Source organism: Sneathiella marina (assembly GCF_023746535.1).
GTDB lineage: Bacteria > Pseudomonadota > Alphaproteobacteria > Sneathiellales > Sneathiellaceae > Sneathiella > Sneathiella marina.
Genome location: NZ_CP098747.1, coordinates 1432567 through 1449399, shown reverse-complemented (window position 1 = coordinate 1449399; position 16833 = coordinate 1432567). Strand labels below are relative to the sequence as shown.

Annotated in this window: 15 protein-coding genes; 4 read left to right on the top strand and 11 right to left on the bottom strand. The window is 49.2% G+C overall.

Annotated features, from left to right (window positions below; genetic code table 11):
- Nucleotides 1–4 precede the first annotated feature (4 nt).
- On the bottom strand, nt 5–1168 hold the full coding sequence (locus NBZ79_RS06945; RefSeq protein WP_251936745.1) for a phosphoserine transaminase: 1164 nt from the start codon (nt 1166–1168) through the stop codon (nt 5–7).
- A 281-nt stretch (nt 1169–1449) separates the two neighbouring features.
- Between NBZ79_RS06945 and NBZ79_RS06940 the strand changes: the two genes are divergently transcribed.
- From NBZ79_RS06940 to NBZ79_RS06925, 4 genes are all read left to right on the top strand, one after another.
- Nucleotides 1450–1932: a DUF1203 domain-containing protein gene (locus tag NBZ79_RS06940; protein WP_251936744.1), complete on the top strand. Its 483-nt coding sequence runs from the start codon at nt 1450–1452 to the stop codon at nt 1930–1932.
- Between the two features lie 101 nt (nt 1933–2033).
- On the top strand, nt 2034–3176 hold the full coding sequence (locus NBZ79_RS06935) for an aminotransferase class V-fold PLP-dependent enzyme (protein ID WP_251936742.1): 1143 nt from the start codon (nt 2034–2036) through the stop codon (nt 3174–3176).
- A gap of 2 nt (nt 3177–3178) precedes the next feature.
- Nucleotides 3179–4162: an aldo/keto reductase gene (locus NBZ79_RS06930; RefSeq protein WP_251936739.1), complete on the top strand. Its 984-nt coding sequence runs from the start codon at nt 3179–3181 to the stop codon at nt 4160–4162.
- Between the two features lie 16 nt (nt 4163–4178).
- Complete coding sequence (locus tag NBZ79_RS06925) at nt 4179–5351, top strand: aminotransferase class V-fold PLP-dependent enzyme (RefSeq protein ID WP_251936736.1); 1173 nt, start codon at nt 4179–4181, stop codon at nt 5349–5351.
- A 24-nt stretch (nt 5352–5375) separates the two neighbouring features.
- Here the strand turns inward: NBZ79_RS06925 and thiD are convergent, their stop codons facing one another.
- From thiD to tolR, 10 genes are all read right to left on the bottom strand, one after another.
- The gene (thiD, locus tag NBZ79_RS06920) at nt 5376–6179 is read right to left on the bottom strand and encodes a bifunctional hydroxymethylpyrimidine kinase/phosphomethylpyrimidine kinase (RefSeq protein ID WP_251936734.1); all 804 of its coding nucleotides are present in this window, start codon (nt 6177–6179) and stop codon (nt 5376–5378) included.
- Between the two features lie 19 nt (nt 6180–6198).
- Nucleotides 6199–7548, bottom strand: coding sequence for a phosphoglucosamine mutase (glmM, locus tag NBZ79_RS06915; protein ID WP_251936731.1), 1350 nt, complete (start codon nt 7546–7548; stop codon nt 6199–6201).
- A 63-nt stretch (nt 7549–7611) separates the two neighbouring features.
- The gene (gene folP, locus NBZ79_RS06910) at nt 7612–8667 is read right to left on the bottom strand and encodes a dihydropteroate synthase (RefSeq protein ID WP_251936728.1); all 1056 of its coding nucleotides are present in this window, start codon (nt 8665–8667) and stop codon (nt 7612–7614) included.
- A gap of 12 nt (nt 8668–8679) precedes the next feature.
- A complete protein-coding gene (gene ftsH, locus NBZ79_RS06905; protein WP_274706899.1) occupies nt 8680–10611 on the bottom strand; it encodes an ATP-dependent zinc metalloprotease FtsH in 1932 nt (643 codons plus the stop codon).
- 141 nt (nt 10612–10752) lie between these two features.
- Nucleotides 10753–12060: a tRNA lysidine(34) synthetase TilS gene (gene tilS / locus NBZ79_RS06900; RefSeq protein WP_251936725.1), complete on the bottom strand. Its 1308-nt coding sequence runs from the start codon at nt 12058–12060 to the stop codon at nt 10753–10755.
- A 19-nt stretch (nt 12061–12079) separates the two neighbouring features.
- Complete coding sequence (gene ybgF / locus NBZ79_RS06895) at nt 12080–13156, bottom strand: tol-pal system protein YbgF (protein WP_251936723.1); 1077 nt, start codon at nt 13154–13156, stop codon at nt 12080–12082.
- Between the two features lie 204 nt (nt 13157–13360).
- Nucleotides 13361–13897, bottom strand: coding sequence for a peptidoglycan-associated lipoprotein Pal (gene pal, locus NBZ79_RS06890; protein ID WP_251936720.1), 537 nt, complete (start codon nt 13895–13897; stop codon nt 13361–13363).
- A 174-nt stretch (nt 13898–14071) separates the two neighbouring features.
- Nucleotides 14072–15412, bottom strand: coding sequence for a Tol-Pal system beta propeller repeat protein TolB (gene tolB, locus NBZ79_RS06885; RefSeq protein ID WP_251936717.1), 1341 nt, complete (start codon nt 15410–15412; stop codon nt 14072–14074).
- Nucleotides 15413–15423: 11 nt separating this feature from the next.
- Nucleotides 15424–16341 carry a cell envelope integrity protein TolA gene (locus NBZ79_RS06880; protein WP_251936715.1) on the bottom strand — a complete coding sequence of 306 codons (918 nt, stop codon included), beginning with the start codon at nt 16339–16341 and terminating at the stop codon, nt 15424–15426.
- Nucleotides 16342–16362: 21 nt separating this feature from the next.
- The gene (gene tolR, locus NBZ79_RS06875; RefSeq protein WP_251936712.1) at nt 16363–16833 is read right to left on the bottom strand and encodes a protein TolR; all 471 of its coding nucleotides are present in this window, start codon (nt 16831–16833) and stop codon (nt 16363–16365) included.

Below are 16833 nucleotides of genomic sequence, written 5' to 3'. Positions count from 1 at the left end.
AAACTTAATAGGTTGATTTTAAGGTTGCGTAGGCCCAATCGAGCCACGGCATAAGTGCTTTCAGATCAGATGCTTCCACTGTCGAGCCTGCCCAAATACGAAGCCCTGCCGGCGCATCCCGGTGCGATCCGATATCAAGGGCAATGCCCTCGTCGGCCAGTATCGCCACCAGCTTTTTCGCCGCCTTGGGCTGTTCATCCTCGGGAAGATTCAAAAACCAATCCGAGGTAATTTTCAGGCAAATCGATGTCGTACTGCGACAGGCAGGATCCAGCGCGACATAATCCGCCCAATCCGATGTTGCGATCCACTCATCAACAACACCGGCGTTGGCATTTGCCCGCGCAATCATTCCTTTTCCACCGCCGATACTCGCTGACCACTTCAAGGCGGCCAACACATCTTCTACTGCCAGCATTGAAGGCGTATTAATTGTTTCTCCCACAAAAATTCCATCGATGAGTTTGCCACCCTTCGTCATGCGGAAAATTTTTGGTAGCGGCCAAGCTGGAGTATAGCTTTCCAGGCGCTCCACGGCACGTGGGCTTAAAACAAGCATGCCGTGAGCAGCTTCCCCGCCCAGGACTTTCTGCCATGACCAAGTGACGACATCCAGTTTTCCCCAGGGAAGTTCCATGGCAAATACAGCCGAGGTCGCATCGCAAATTGCCAGACCTTCACGGTCATTATCAATCCAGTCGCCATTCGGAGCGCACACACCGGATGTCGTTCCGTTCCAGGTGAAGACAACATCTTTCTTCCAGTCAACGACCGACAGATCAGGAATGTCACCATAGTCTGCTGTCGTCACCTCAGCATTTTGAAGCTTGAGCTGCTTGACAACATCGGTTGCCCAGCCGGCACCAAAACTTTCCCAGGCGAGCATATTGACGGGACGCGCGCCAAGTAAGGACCACAGGGCCATTTCGACAGCGCCTGTGTCGGAACCCGGCACAATTCCGATTTTGTAATCATCCGGAATTTCCAGAATTTCACGATGCTGATCAATAACAGCTTTTAGTCTTGCTTTACCTTCGGCGGATCTATGAGATCGACCAAGGCTGGCATTTTCGAGGTTTTTGAGAGACCATCCGGGGTGCTTTGCGCAAGGGCCGGATGAAAACAAGGGAGAGTTTGTGCGTATCTCCGGACGCAGTTCTTCTGTCATAATAAACTAAACCTTCCAGTCTAGAGCATCCCGGTGGGGGGATGTGGCCCGCCGTTCATAGACAAAATTTCGGCTCCCCTGTCAACGGAAAATTTTGCACTGCAATATACTAAAGATTTCTGCGGCGAATTCGGATCACCTGATTTGAATTGTTCCAATTCCGACAATTACTAGAGATGATCGGACAGAATCGATCAAATATTTCGAACCCGGATTCCGGATAGTTCGAAATCGGGGCTTGTCTAGATTAGCCTTATTTACACATCAGGAGACCGCACCCCATGCCCAAATTAAACTTCACCCCATTGCCAAAAGACCAAGTTCGTCTTCTTCAAAATGGACATCCAGATGCAGATGGCAACACCCCCGAACGCCATATTTCAGACGGGGATGGGAATGCTTGCCGTTTTTGTCTCGCGGAAATTGCCGAGGGTGACGAATATTTGATAGTAGCCCATCGTCCTTTCACAACGCGCCAACCCTACTCAGAGCAGGGACCCATTTTTCTTCACGCAGAGGAATGCGCGGCGTATGAAGATTTGCAAACCTTGCCAGAAATGTATCGGCAACGGGCAGGGTTGCTATTACGTGGATATGATGAAAATGAGCGAATTGTGTATGGTACAGGGCAAACAGTGCGGCCCGATCAAATCGAGGTTGCCGCACAAAAAATACTCGCCACTAAAGAGGTAAGGTTCGTCCATGCGCGCTCTGCGACAAATAACTGTTATCAATTTCGAATTGAACCCATGCATGAGGAGTAGTTTGGGGCAGTTAATATTGTCACTAGGACAATAAAGAACTGGTAAAACGATGAATTCGAGGCAAAAATACGACTCTGTTTTTGCCTCGAGGTTTTCCCCCCATGATTCCCTGTCAGCGCCATCTTTTTGATATACCAGAGTCCATTACCTATTTTAACTGCGGATATATGTCACCGCAGCTTAAAAGCGTTCGTACTGCAGGCTATTACGGAGTAGATCGCAAATCATCGCCGTGGGAAATGACTCCTACTGATTTCTTTACGCTTCCGGATCAGGCCCGAAGCCTGTTCGGTCAGATGGTCAATGCGGATGCAAGCAGCATTGCCATCATTCCAAGTGCATCTTACGGCCTTGCCATTGCCGCAAAAAATATTGCCGTGTCGGCCGGTCAGAAGATCCTGGTATTGCAAGATCAATTTCCGTCAAATGTCTATTGCTGGAATGAGCTTTCCGCACGGACGGGCGCCGAAGTTGTTACCATCAAAACGCCTGCTGATTTTGACTGGACGACGGCTGTTCTAGCTGCCATTGACGATGACACTGCCATTGCAGCCCTTGGCCATATTCATTGGACCGATGGGTCATTGCTGGACCTGGAGGCGATTGGGGATAAATTACGGGCACATGGGGCAAAGCTTGTTTTGGACATTACACAGTCAATCGGCGCTCTGCCCTTTGATGTCGCAAAAATCCAGCCTGACTTTATGATCGCAGCTACCTATAAATGGATGCTCGGCCCGTATAGTCTTGGGTTTATGTATGTGGCACCTGAACATCATTCCGGTGAACCCCTTGAATATAACTGGCTCAATCGTGGCGGTTCAGAAAATTTTTCCGGCCTGGTCGATTATCGCAATGACTATCAGGAAGGCGCTCTTCGGTTTGATATGGGTGAGCGCGCGAATTTCTCGCTGATGCCCATGGCTATTGCAGCGCTGGAGCAGTTGCTGGAATGGGGTGTAACTAACATTCAGGAGACTTTAAGTCTTCGAACCCGAGCTATCGCGGAGCGCTGTTCCGAACTGGGTATGCAAGCAATACCGGAACCCCTTCGAGCCGGGCATTTTCTCGGACTTCGCCATCGGGATGGCCTTCCGGCAAATCTGCTTGAAACCCTTGTTGCAGAGAATATATATATATCAGTGCGTGGCGCTTCTTTGCGGATCACCCCACATCTTTTCAATACAGATCAAGATGCCGACAGGCTAGTTCTCGCCCTGTCCGATGCCCTGAAACGGAGATAAAAATGAAACTTAAGCAACTCGGAAACTCCGGCTTAAAAATAAGCGAACTATGCCTTGGGACCATGACCTATGGCGATCCCAACTGGCGAGAATGGGTCCTTCCGGAAGCGGAAAGCCGACCCTTTATCAAACGCGCACTTGAACAGGGAATAAACTTTTTTGATACAGCCGATATGTACTCATTGGGTGCATCCGAAGAAATTCTGGGGCGCGCCTTAAAGGATTTTGCTCGTCGTGACGAGGTTGTGGTTGCCACGAAAGTCTATTATGGAATGTCTGACAACCCGATGCATAGCGGACTGTCCCGCAAACATATCATGCATGCGATCGACGACTCTCTCACCCGTCTGGGTACGGATTATGTGGATTTATACCAAATCCATCGATGGGATTATGACACGCCGATCGAGGAAACCCTTGAGGCCCTGCATGATGTCGTAAAATCAGGAAAAGTCCGGTATATTGGCGCATCTTCCATGCATGCCTGGCAATTTATGAAGGCCCTCAATATTTCCGAGAAAAATGGCTGGGCCAAATTCATTTCCATGCAAAATGCCTATAATCTTGTTTATCGCGAAGAAGAACGGGAAATGCTGCCGCTTTGTGAAGACCAAGGAATTGGCGTAATTCCCTGGTCCCCCCTTGCCCGTGGCTTTTTGACCGGAAACAAGAAAAAAGGAAATGACGGCGAAACAGTTCGCTCCCGAACAGACGGTATCGCCAAAGCCTTGAAATATGGCCAGGACGCCGATTACGACGTCCTTGATATCGTTACGGATATCGCGACCTCCCGGGGCGTTTCAAATGCGCAGATTGCATTGGCCTGGGTTCATCATAGTCCAAATATTACGGCCCCTATCATCGGTGCCAGTAAAATGTATCAACTGGATGAAGCCATAGCCGCTTTGGATATTTCGCTGGATGTAGATGAACTTGCACGGCTCAATGATGCCTATGTTCCTCACAACGTTTCCGGCCATAGTTAATCAGGAAAAAAACTCAATGTCTTTCAATATTGACAAGATCCGGCAAGAAACACCGGGCATACAAAATCGTGTTCACCTGAACAATGCGGGAGCAGCCCTGATGCCACTCCCTGTATATCTGTCGGTTAAAGACCATCTGGATTTGGAGCTCAATATCGGTGGCTACGAAGCAGCTGCACGTGCCAAACCGGCTTTTGAACGGACCTATGATGCAATTGCCGAGCTCATAAACTGTGATCGATCTGAAATAGCGCTCGTCGAAAATGCGACCGTCGCCTGGCAAATGGCTTTTTACGGTCTACATTTCCAACCAGGTGACCGCATTTTAACGGCGGAGGCGGAATATGCAGCCAATGTCATTGCCTATCTGCAAATGGCCGAGCGCAAGGGTGTTGTTATTGATTTCGTTCCCAGCGACGATAGCGGCCAGATGGACGTGACCGCCCTCGAAAACATGATCGACGACAGGGTTAAATTGATATCCGTAACCCATATACCCACCAACGGCGGCCTTATTAATCCGGCTGCCGATATTGGTGTCGTCGCCCAGCGTCATGGTATTCCCTATTTACTGGATGCTTGCCAGGCTGTCGGGCAAATTCCTATTGATGTCGAAGCCATTGGTTGCGATATGCTATCCGCGACAGGCCGGAAATATATACGGGGACCGAGAGGGACGGGTTTTCTCTATGTCCGCAAAGGATTTCTGGGTGAACTGGATCCACCATTCCTGGACTTGCATAGCGCCAGATGGACGGAACTGACTTCCTACGAAATGGATCCGAGTGCCAGAAGGTTTGAAAACTGGGAGTTCAATACAGCAGGCGTAATCGGGCTCGGAACAGCAATTGATTATTTGCAGGAAATCGGTATCGACGCAGCCTCAGCGCGCTTGCGTGAGATTGCTGCGACTGCGCGAACAGCCCTTTCGCAAATTCCTGGCGTAACCGTTCAGGATATCGGCGCTGAAAAAGGAGGTATTGTCACCTTCGAGCATAGGGATCATTCCGTAGATGCGATAAAGGCACATTTGACCGACAATAAAATCAACGTGTCCATAACCGATATTAACAGCACCCGATTTGACTTGAACAAACGAGGCATCGACAGGCTGATAAGGTCATCCTTCCATTATTATAACACCGAGAATGAAATCGATAAATTGATCGACGTTCTTGGCAAAATCTGACTTTTTATGCGCTAAACGCCCTATCTAATCAAAGGGCATTACGTTGTGGGCATGATCAAGCGGGCCATGTCCACCGCCGATACCCGGCGCCTGTTCAATTGCGGTATGGACATATCTTAGTGCCCGTCCAATCGCTTTTTTAACGGGGAAGCCTTGAGCAATTCCCGTCGCGATGGCGGAAGATAGCGTACAGCCCGTGCCATGGGTATGAAGCGTGTCAAAGCGTTCATGAGAAAAGCTTTGCACACCTTCTGGCGAAACCAGTAGGTCTACTACATATTCGCCGTCTCTATGACCGCCTTTCATCAATACGGCAATCGGTCCCATCTCCAGCAATTTGCGCCCAGCTTTCTCCATATCCGACAAACTCTCGATTTTTAAGCCGGTGAGTTGTTCAGCTTCGGGAATATTTGGCGTGAGAATATGTGTGTGGGAGGTAATTAACCGTGACTTAATGGCGTCACTTGCATCATCGGCGACCAGAGCCGCCCCGCCCTTGGCGATCATTACCGGGTCGAGAATTACGGGTGGTAAATTATTTTCGGCATCAAAATAGTCAGCAACTGCCTCGACGATTTCGCGGCGATGCAGCATGCCAATTTTAATGGCATCTGCGCCAATGTCTTCAAGAACTACCCGAATTTGTTCGATTACGAACTGCGCGGAAACGTCCTCAATTGATTGAACCCCCAATGTATTTTGCGCTGTTAGCGCGGTAATCGCAGTCGCGGCAAATCCATTAAGCGCTGTCACAGTTTTTATGTCAGCCTGGATACCAGCACCACCGCCGGAATCAGAACCAGCGATGATTAAAACTCGTCCTTGCATGGACTCCCCCCGTTTTATTTTACTCGGCCGAAGCCGTTACTTCACTTACAATATTATCAACGATCTCATTAACTAAGTCGTCATTTACCCCCTCGCCCATTACTCGGATCAATGGTTCAGTTCCTGATTTACGGATCAGCAGGCGCCCCTCATTGCCTAGGCGAATTTCCCCGTCATTAATGGCTTTTTTGACCGCTTCCGCTGCCAGAGGGTCGCCTTTTTTAAAGCGTACATTCTTCAGGACCTGCGGATAGGGCTCAAAATTATGACAGACCTCACTCACCGGCTTTTTTTCATCAACAATCACGGAAAGAACCTGAAGCGCTGCAATCAATCCATCACCAGTCGTACTATAATCATTGAGAACGATATGTCCCGACTGCTCCCCGCCGACATTGAAATCATGTCGGCGCATATGTTCGACCACATAACGATCGCCAACGCCCGTACGCACCAGAGTAAGGTTGATATCCTCCAGGAATTTTTCAAGGCCCATGTTGGACATTACGGTGGAAACAATACCACCACCTCGCAATTGATCGCGTTGCTGCCAGGTTTTCGCAATAAGGGCCATTAATTGATCCCCGTCAATCAATCGTCCTTTTTCATCACATATCAAGAGCCGATCGGCATCACCGTCAAGAGCGATCCCCAGATCCGCTCCCTCCTCAACAACACGTTTGCACATAGCTGCCGTTGAGGTGGATCCACAATCCTTATTAATATTAAATCCGTTTGGTGAAACACCCATGGAAATAACGTCAGCTTCCAGTTCCCACAGAACTGTCGGCGCCACTTTGTAAGCGGCACCGTTCGCACAATCGACAACAATCTTGAGGCCCTTCAAAAGCTGGCGGCGCGGAAAGCTGCTCTTGGCGAATTCAATATACCTTCCTTGTGCATCATCAAGGCGTTGGGCCCGACCTAGTAGTTTTGGTTCCGCCAAGACGATATTACTATCGTCTATGATATCCTCTTCAATGCTCATCTCGACCTCGTCAGACAGCTTATAACCATCCGGGCCAAACAGCTTTATTCCATTATCTTCAAATGAATTATGGGATGCTGAGATCATCACACCGAGATCCGCACGTAACGACCTTGTGAGCATCGCGATTGCAGGTGTCGGCAGCGGACCGACCAGGATGACGTCCATTCCTGCCGATGTAAAACCAGCTGTTAATGCTGGTTCAACCATGTAGCCGGATAATCTCGTATCTTTACCGATCACAACACGGTGCCGAAAGTTCCCGCGCCCGGCAAATTTTTTCCCCGCTGACTTACCAACCCTGAGAGCGATTTCAGCTGTCATCGGCTCCTGATTAGCGGTTCCTCGAATTCCATCCGTTCCAAAATATTTTCGCGTCATTTAATTACTCTTACAGTCAAGGTAAATTCGCCGACAACATAGCACCAAACTCTTAAAACATGTCTAAAAAGAGGCACTGTCGAGGGATTGCCAAATTTTAACAGCTTGTCGTGTTTCGTGAACATCATGCACACGAAGAATTCCGGCGCCAGCCGTCGCACCGTACAGAGCTGCAGCTATTGACCCGCCGATCCGGTTTTCGGCCCTGTTTTCACCGCTTAAACGCCCGATAAATGATTTGCGCGAAACGCCAAGAAGGATCCCGCACCCCAAGGATTGCAGAAATGGCAGCCCTTTTATTAAGGTAAGATTATGATCCAGTGTTTTGCCAAAACCGATGCCGGGATCAACCACGATCCGATTGCGCTGAATTCCATGGCCTTCGCAACAGCCAATTCGCTTTTTCAGATAGTCGATAACATCCAATAATACATGATTATATTTGGGGTCAATCTGCATGGTCTTCGGGTCTGCAGAACCATGCATCAGGCATACTGGAAGTAAATTGGATGCAAGGAAATCTAAGCTACTGGTATCAAACTCAAGCGCAGAAACATCGTTGATCATAGTTGCCCCAGCAGCAACGGCTGCTTTCATGACTGGCTCTTTTCGGGTATCGATCGAAATCTCGACATTCAAAGACCTGCACCCTTCGATTACCGGGACAATCCTTTCAATTTCTTCATCAATGCTGACCAAATCGGCACCGGGGCGCGTACTTTCGCCGCCGATATCGAGGATATCCGCCCCTTCCGCAACCATCTCATGGGCGCGCTCAATGGCAACATTTGCATCATAATGCTGCCCGCCATCGGAAAAACTATCCGGTGTTACGTTAAGAATACCCATGATTTTTGGGGTTGGCGCTGATAGTTTCCGGTTTGTCGATTGATCCAACGCCGAAACTTGATTTCTAACATCTGTTGAAAGACCCTCATTTTCACCGGCGCACCAGTTTAATAACTCTATCCGGCTAGCCTTGCACCAGTGAATGATGCCAGATGACTCTCGCAGCGCCAGTTGAAATTGATCTATCTGCCCTGCAGCCGTGGCAAGGTAAGCGGTTGTTGCAGAAGAAAGGCCCCGCGGTAAAACGGAGCCTTTTTCATTAGCCTTCATCAACCAATACCCCTACGATCCAGGTTGAGGTTCCGGTTCCATGCCGCCTGTCGAACCACCAGATTTTTTATGGCCATCCGCTTCCGGGACTGTGGAACTTGGTCCACTGTCGACAGGTGTCTCGATATCTTCAGGGCGATCGATATCGCCACCTTCCATCAATATTTTAATCTCATCGCCACTCAGTGTCTCGTATTCCAGCAGGCCTTTGGCGACGCGATGCAATTGATCAATATTATCCGTCAGAATTTTACGGGCCGTCGCCTCCCCTTCTTCGACAAAACGACGTACTTCTGAATCAATGATCTCCGCCGTTGCATCGGAAACGTTTTTTTGCTGTGCAACAGAATGACCTAAAAAGACTTCTTCCTGATTAGATCCGTAAAGCAACGGTCCAAGTTTGTCCGAAAGGCCCCATTCGGTGACCATACGGCGCGCCATATCCGTCGCCATCTTGATATCACCCGAAGCTCCGGTTGTGACAGCGTCATGCCCGAAAATCATCTCTTCGGCAATTCGCCCACCCATAGCAACAGCCAAATGCGCCAAACACTGATCCCGCCGTAACGAGTAACTATCTTTTTCCGGTAACCGCATCACCATTCCAAGGGCCCGGCCGCGTGGAATGATCGTCGCTTTGTGAACAGGATCCGATGCCTTCATATGCATCCCAACAAGCGCATGACCACCTTCATGGTAAGCCGTAAGCTCTTTTTCTTCCTCCGACATTACCATTGACCGCCGCTCGGCGCCCATCATGACCTTGTCTTTGGCTTCTTCGAACTCTTGCTGCGTAACAAGCCGGCGCGATTTACGGGCGGCCAGCAACGCAGCCTCATTTACCAGATTGGCAAGATCGGCGCCTGAGAACCCTGGAGTGCCACGTGCAATTGTCCGGGCATCCACGTCTTGGGCCAACGGCACCTTACGCATATGGACTTTCAGAATTTTCTCACGGCCAATAATATCCGGGTTCGGCACGACAACCTGGCGGTCAAAACGACCAGGGCGCAAAAGTGCCGGATCAAGAACGTCCGGACGGTTGGTTGCGGCAAGAAGAATAACACCTTCGTTCGTCTCGAAACCATCCATCTCAACCAGCATCTGGTTCAATGTCTGCTCTCGCTCATCGTTACCGCCACCCAGGCCGGCACCACGATGTCGTCCCACTGCGTCAATCTCGTCAATAAAGATGATACAAGGCGCATTCTTTTTACCTTGCTCGAACATATCTCGAACGCGGCTCGCGCCGACACCGACAAACATTTCTACAAAATCCGAACCGGAAATTGTAAAGAAAGGAACGTTTGCTTCACCTGCTACAGAACGTGCAAGGAGAGTTTTACCGGTACCCGGAGGACCTATTAAAAGAACACCCTTTGGAATTTTACCACCAAGGCGCTGGTATTTTTGTGGGCTTTTAAGAAAATCCACAACTTCTTCCAGCTCTTCTTTCGCCTCCTCAATACCCGCCACATCCTCAAAAGTTACGCGGCCATGTTTCTCTGTCAGCAATTTTGCCTTGGATTTACCAAAGCCCATCGCCTTACCGCCGCCACCTTGCATTTGGCGCATGAAGAAGATCCAGACACCAATCAACAAGAGCATGGGGAACCAGGACAACAATGTTGTCATGAGCATGCTGCCTTCTTCTTTCGGCGCTGCGTTAATGATTACACCATGGGAATTCAGTTTGCTCACCAAAGTGCTGTCTTCCGGAGCATATGTCGTAAACGATCGCCCGTCAGAAGTCTTGCCCTTGATATTATGCCCCTGAATTGTAACTTCAGTGACTTTGCTATTTTCGACTTCAGTCAGGAAAGTCGAATATGGAAGAGACGATCCCGCGTCACGCGTCGGGGAGTCGCTGAAGATATTGAACAGCGCTACAACAAGCAGCGCGATCACTACCCAAAGCACCATATTTTTGCCAAAGAGATTCACGAAAAATCATCCTTCCTTGATCAAACCATCCTTGGTTTAACCGCGTTAATGTAAAACTTATTAATTGGAAACCATCTTAGATATAATTCATTAACATCAAGTTCCAATAGGGCAACAGTTATTTATACTTGACCGACAAGTTTAAATTAAGGCTTTGAATACCATTTTGAAGCGGTCCTTTGCAATGACGGACTGATCGAGAACCGGTGAAAATAGGGGTGCAGCCACCATTCTATCGCCCAGCCACACTGCTGGTAGATTATTTCTGACCTTCGCCGGCAGCTCCGTCTCCGCTTTACTGGGGTTTGCCGCTTGCAGGTGGCGCCATCCAATTGGCCCGATTCGTTTGATCAACAGCAGCGGATCACGGTCTTTTTCTGCGGCGGTATCAATAATTTGAAATCGTTGATCCCAGACAGTCTCTGTTTTACCCGCCAGTGATATCTCCGGCAATCCGCGGCGACCTGGTTCCCGGCTCACCAGCCAACCTTTTGCGAATTTGCTGATTTGTACACCAGCAATGGTTTCCGATACGCTCGTTTCCCTTTCAAACAGTCGTTCGTAAATATTCTCCAGGGATTGCAATTTTACGGGCATATGCTCCCCGCGTACGGATGAAATGGCCAGGACCAGCAACCGAAGCCCGACTTCCTTCGGGCAGCCAGGGATGGTATCAGAGGGAAACTGGATAAATCCATATGGGCTTAACCGACAGAATGTATCAAATCGCAGCGTAGTTACTTCCTGTAAGGCTATTGACGCCCGGGATACCCTTTCAACAGACAAGGCAATCGTTTCAAGACTGCTTCCGGGCAAAGCTTGCAAATCAGATAAAATGGGGCCTATCTGGGTTCGCGTAAATTGCGGGTTTTCGTTGCTTGGATCGTCAAGCCAGGATTGTTTCTCCTCTGTCAAAAAGTCACGCAATTCCTGGCGTTTAAATCCCAGAAGAGGCCGGAGCAGCCGAATACCAAACTGTTGACTTTCCTCTCTCATGGAAGCGAGCCCTTCCAGCCCGCTACCCTTGGAGAACCGCATCAGGAAAGTTTCCAGTTGATCCTCGAGTTGATGTCCTAGCAAAAGAACCTGAATATTCCGCGCCTTGCAATATGCGGCCATCAAACGATATCTCGCTTCCCGCGCTGCGTTTTGTATTCCTGAAGTTGGATGCGGACCGTCCCAAACAAGAGATGCATGGGGTAAATCAAGGAGCTTCATCCACCCCCCAACAGTGACCGCTTCTTGTTTCGAAGCCGGTCGCAATCCGTGATCCACCGTCAAAATTTCAAGATCAACTGAATTTTCAGCTGCCCAGTGTCGGGCAAGCAAGGCCAGCGCCATGCTGTCCGACCCGCCTGAAACGGCTACTGCCAGCCGTCTTTCCCGGGCCAGCCCGATGAGGCTGTCCAGTTTTTGATTAAATCTTTGCTGTAAAGTAGATTCCGCCATAAACAGAATTATACGCCAGTTAGCCGGAACACTCTAACTTCTGCTTCTCTCTATTTATTGACCGAACGAGACGAGCTGGTAACGTATTAAACTGCTTGTCAATTTGGGCAAATGTTGCACAGGCTTCTTCTTTTTGGTCCATGCGGCCCAATGTCATGGCGAGCTTCAGCAAGTTATCAGCAGCTTTTGAATTGTCTGGATAGGTTTCATACCCTTCAAAGAAGGCAGAAGCCGCATTGGGGTAATCCCCGCGCACATAAAATGTTTCTCCCAACCAATATTGGGCGTTTCCTGCAAGGTCGTGATCTTTATGCTGCTGTAAAAACTCGGAAAATGCCGCTTCAGCCTGATCGTATTCCCCCGCACGAACAAGTGAAATTGCATAGTTATATTGTTCTGACGGACTTCCCGCCGGTAAATTTCCAACGACTGCTGCTGTCGCTACGCCAGCTGCCGCGGTGGAAGCAGCGGTATTATTCGCAGTACCCCCGCCAGCCGTCGTCGGTGCCGCCACCGTACCAAGAACCTTGCTGCCTTCCGGTACAGACCCACTATCTATAACAACAGTATTCGATGTAGCGGCAGTGTTACCCGTCTGCCCCTGAGGTGGCACGAGAACTGCTGTTCCGGCCCCGCCGCCGAGTTGCCGTTCTATTGCCGTTAATCTGAAATCAACATCTTTTACCAGTTTGTCGAGGCGGTTCTTTACCTGATCAATTTTAAACAGGGTTTCTTCCTGGGCGCCCGTTAAGCGGCGCTGTTCATCCTCAATGGCAGAAATACGGCCCGTTAACAAGGCCAACCCGCTGGTATTGCCGGTAGTTCCTAATGTTGAAGGTGCGCTTGTCGAGGGTGCTGCTTGGGGACGCGGTGGCGGTGGCGTCCCATTATAAAGCTGACGTTGAACATCATTAAGGTCGAGTTCCAGCCGGTTGATACGATCTATGAGAGCCTGTACTTCACTGCTCTGTGCAAAGGATAAAGTTGTGGTGGCGAAAAGAATAGAAACTGCCACAAGACATCTAGATACGGTTTTCACCGGTTGACAGACCCGCAGGATACGAATGCCTGTTCCAAATAGGATGTTTTTTGTCACTCGCTCGCCCTCTTCTCTGCCCTCAGGTAAAAGATAAGACTTTCCATTGCCGCCTACAAACTGGCCATGAATATTGGCATTTTTATGATTTTTAAGAAAATTTGATGCTCATTGCCAATTACACGGCCATCAAATAAGAAACGCCCACCGTCGTCGCTAACATGTTAGCGCGGCAGCGGGCGTCTATTAATCTATATATCGCGCTTAGTTTACGACAGATACAGAGCGACGATTTTGCGCCCAAGCAGCTTCGTTATGTCCAAGTGCGACAGGCCGTTCCTTACCATAAGAGATCGTGGAAAGCCGACCCGATGAAATACCAAGAGTAACGAGGTAATTCACAACTGCAGTTGCCCGGCGTTCGCCGAGCGCCAGGTTGTATTCTCTGGTACCGCGTTCGTCTGTGTTGCCTTCGATCAGAAGGGTAACCGCAGGATTGGCGTTAAGCCACGCTGCCTGACGCTGCAATGTCGCTTGCGCTTCATCGGAAAGGTCATATTTGTCGAAACCGAAGAACACCCGATCGCCAACATTCAGGACAAGATCTTCCTGACTGCCTGGCTGAACGCGCGTTGTTTCTGTTACAGTTACTGTTGTTGAAGAACCTGATGTTCCGCTGGTCTGGGTTGTTGCGCCCCCACCGGCACTATCACCTGTTTCTGTTGGTGCTGTTTCACAGGCAGCAACGAGTACTAAAGCTGTGAATATACTTAAGGTTTTAAGACCTAAATTGAACCGCATTTACTTAACTCCCATCCTCTGGAAATCATTGAACTTTGGGTATCTTAAATAAAACACGGATACACTGTGTATCTATGCGAATTATACAAAGATAATCCCCCTGAATTTTGCTTTCGCAAACTATACTGTTTCGCCCTCACCTGTTCAAGCCGAACAGCAAAGACAATCGCCGGATTAAAACAACGGCGACCATGCCGGATCCGATCCGTCACGCGGTGAGATAACCTCCCGTTCGTTATATCCCGTTAAATCTATAGACCACAAGCTAACTTTATCGCCTGTGCCGTCATTTTTTCCCGGAATTTGTCTGAAAAACATCAAAACACGCCCATTTGGCGCCCAGGTAGGCCCCTCATTATGGAAACCTTCAGTCAAAATGCGTTCCTGCGAACCATCAGTCCGCATAACGCCTATGGAGAATTGGCCCCCAGTAAATTTGGTAAAAGCAATCAAATCACCGCGAGGCGACCATACAGGTGTGCCATAATTGCCACTACCGAAGCTGATCCGCTTCACATTTGAGCCGTCAGTGTTCATTGTATAGATCTGTTGGCGGCCACCACGGTCCGATTCAAAAACGATTTGAGTCCCATCGGGAGAGAAGGACGGAGCCGTGTCAATCCCTAGATGATTGGTCAATCGCTTAATTTCCCGGGTTCGCAAATCCATGATATATATTTCAGTATTTCCATCTTTTGCCATGCTCATGACAACCTGATTTCCCGATGGTGAAAACCGTGGCGCAAATGTCATGCCTGGGAACTCGCCGAGGATCTCCTGCTGGCCGGTATCAATGTTAAAAAGATAAACGCGAGGCTTATTATTGAAATACGAAAGATACGTTATTTCGGTTGAACTTGGTGTTGGTGAAAATCGAGGCGTTAAAACCAGATTTTTACCATCCGTAAGAAATTTATGATTTTCGCCATCCTGATCCATTATGGCAAGGCGCTTGATCCGGCGATCTGCAGGGCCTGACTCCGACACGTAGACAACTTTGGTATTGAAATATCCCTGCTCGCCTGTGAGACGCTTGTAAATAACATCAGCAATTCGATGGGCCATTTCACGCCAGCTCGACGGTGGTCCGGTCAGTTGTCCGCTATCAATATGCGTATCAGCCAAAACATCCCATAACCGGAACTGAACATTAATCTGCCCGTCCCCCAGCGCACGCACCAATCCGGTAGAAAGCGCTTGCGCATTTATCTTCCGCCAATTGGCAAAAACCGGAATAACCTGCAAATCGACTGGTTTTTGCAAGAATGCGCGTTGGTCAATGGGTTTGAAAAGGCCAGATCGTTCGAGATCGGCGCGGATAACCTCAGCTATCTGCTTCCCGATTTTAGCCGTCGTTTCCGTTTGGCTATAGAGATCTGTAACGGCGATTGGCAGGGGCTTGATGTTACCTTGCGTAATATCAATGACAAGCTCGGCTCTCGCCGCACTTGAACAAGCAAGCAGCAGGGCTAATGCAGCCAGGAAAACAGAAGATCTACGTAGAGTTTTAATCATCACAATTCCCATTACCTGAACATATCCTTCGGATCGAAATTCATCTTCACTTCCCGCCAGCTTTCATATTTTTCCAGCGGTAATTTATAGGGACCACATTGTAAAACTGCCCGGACCGCGCTTTCGGCAGCAACACGATGGACGTCGCTTTTTATTGATGAACCATTAGCAATAATTGGAGAACCAATCAATGTGCCGTCCTTATTTAATTTTATATCCAACGTCACAATCAGGCCTTCTGCATCCGCAGCTCCAAGTGGCGGGCTCCAGCATCTCTGGACCTGCTGTCTCAAAGCATCCTTATCCCCTAGCGTCATCGGCAGCGAGGCATCTGAAGCCTTGGTCGATGAATTCCGCACTTTTTCAGTGGAATTTGTCTTTTTTGTGTCAGTTTCCTTCGGCTGGCTCGCCGCCTGCTCTTTTTTCTTCTTATCCAAAAGCGCCTTCATTTGCTTCAAATCAAATGTTTTTTTCTTCGGTTTCGCTTCTGGTTTTGGCTCGGGTTTCTTAGGCTCGACCGGCTTCGGCTTGGGTTTTGGTTTCGGTTTTACTTTGGGTGTCGGTACCGGCTGCACCACTTTGGGGGCAGGTTCCGGTTCTGGCTCTGGTGCGGGTTCCGGCTCTGGCTCAGGTTCAGGTTCAGGTGCGGGCTCGGGCTCTGGAGCCGGCTCGGGTTCGGGTTCGAGCTCCGGTTTTGGTTCCGACTTTGGCTCGGGCTTTGGTTCCGGCTTTGGCTCGGGTTCTGGCTTTGGTTCCGGCTTTGGCTCAGGTGCGGGATCAGGCAAATTGGTGATATCCGCAATATCAACGATTTCAACTTCAATGATTGCCGATTGTTCATATATCTTCGGGTCCGTAAATAACGGCAAGCCGGTATACATGATCACGAGGATCAGCATATGCAACACAGCCGATGTTAGCGCAGACACCCTCATCCTAAAAAAGATCCCTTACTGCTTTTTATCTTTTTGTGTATCGGCTTTGGTATCGGGTTTACTCGACGACACCATCGCAACCCGTTTAAAGCCAGCGCTTTGAATTTCACCCATAACCTGCAGGACGCGCCCATAGGCTACATTGGTGTCACCCCGTACGAAAATCCGTTGATCTTGCTTTGCACCGGTAACGGCCTGTAATTTCGGAACAAGATTTTCCAATTCAATAACCGTATCTTCCAGATACACCAGCCCTGCACTATCGACGCTGATAACCAGTGGCTCGTCATTTCCCTGAACCGTCGTCGATTTGGTATTGGGTAAATCCAGCGGGACGCCAACTGTCAACAAAGGCGCCGTCACCATAAAAACAATAAGCAAAACCAGCATGACATCGACAAAGGGTGTCACATTGATTTCAGACATCTGTTGATGGCGACGCCGGCGCCCCTTGCCGGTAAAGGCTGTGAAATGGTTATTATCCAT

Excerpts from the sequence above, each read along its gene's own strand:
- NBZ79_RS06945 (WP_251936745.1), bottom strand. The coding sequence starts at position 1,168 with ATGACAGAAGAACTGCGTCCGGAGATACGCACAAACTCTCCCTTGTTT.
- folP (WP_251936728.1), bottom strand. The coding sequence starts at position 8,667 with ATGAAGGCTAATGAAAAAGGCTCCGTTTTACCGCGGGGCCTTTCTTCT.
- thiD (WP_251936734.1), bottom strand. The coding sequence starts at position 6,179 with ATGCAAGGACGAGTTTTAATCATCGCTGGTTCTGATTCCGGCGGTGGT.
- tilS (WP_251936725.1), bottom strand. The coding sequence starts at position 12,060 with ATGGCGGAATCTACTTTACAGCAAAGATTTAATCAAAAACTGGACAGC.
- NBZ79_RS06935 (WP_251936742.1), top strand. The coding sequence starts at position 2,034 with ATGATTCCCTGTCAGCGCCATCTTTTTGATATACCAGAGTCCATTACC.
- pal (WP_251936720.1), bottom strand. The coding sequence starts at position 13,897 with ATGCGGTTCAATTTAGGTCTTAAAACCTTAAGTATATTCACAGCTTTA.
- tolB (WP_251936717.1), bottom strand. The coding sequence starts at position 15,412 with ATGATTAAAACTCTACGTAGATCTTCTGTTTTCCTGGCTGCATTAGCC.
- glmM (WP_251936731.1), bottom strand. The coding sequence starts at position 7,548 with ATGACGCGAAAATATTTTGGAACGGATGGAATTCGAGGAACCGCTAAT.
- tolR (WP_251936712.1), bottom strand. The coding sequence starts at position 16,833 with ATGGATAATAACCATTTCACAGCCTTTACCGGCAAGGGGCGCCGGCGT.
- NBZ79_RS06930 (WP_251936739.1), top strand. The coding sequence starts at position 3,179 with ATGAAACTTAAGCAACTCGGAAACTCCGGCTTAAAAATAAGCGAACTA.
- NBZ79_RS06940 (WP_251936744.1), top strand. The coding sequence starts at position 1,450 with ATGCCCAAATTAAACTTCACCCCATTGCCAAAAGACCAAGTTCGTCTT.
- NBZ79_RS06925 (WP_251936736.1), top strand. The coding sequence starts at position 4,179 with ATGTCTTTCAATATTGACAAGATCCGGCAAGAAACACCGGGCATACAA.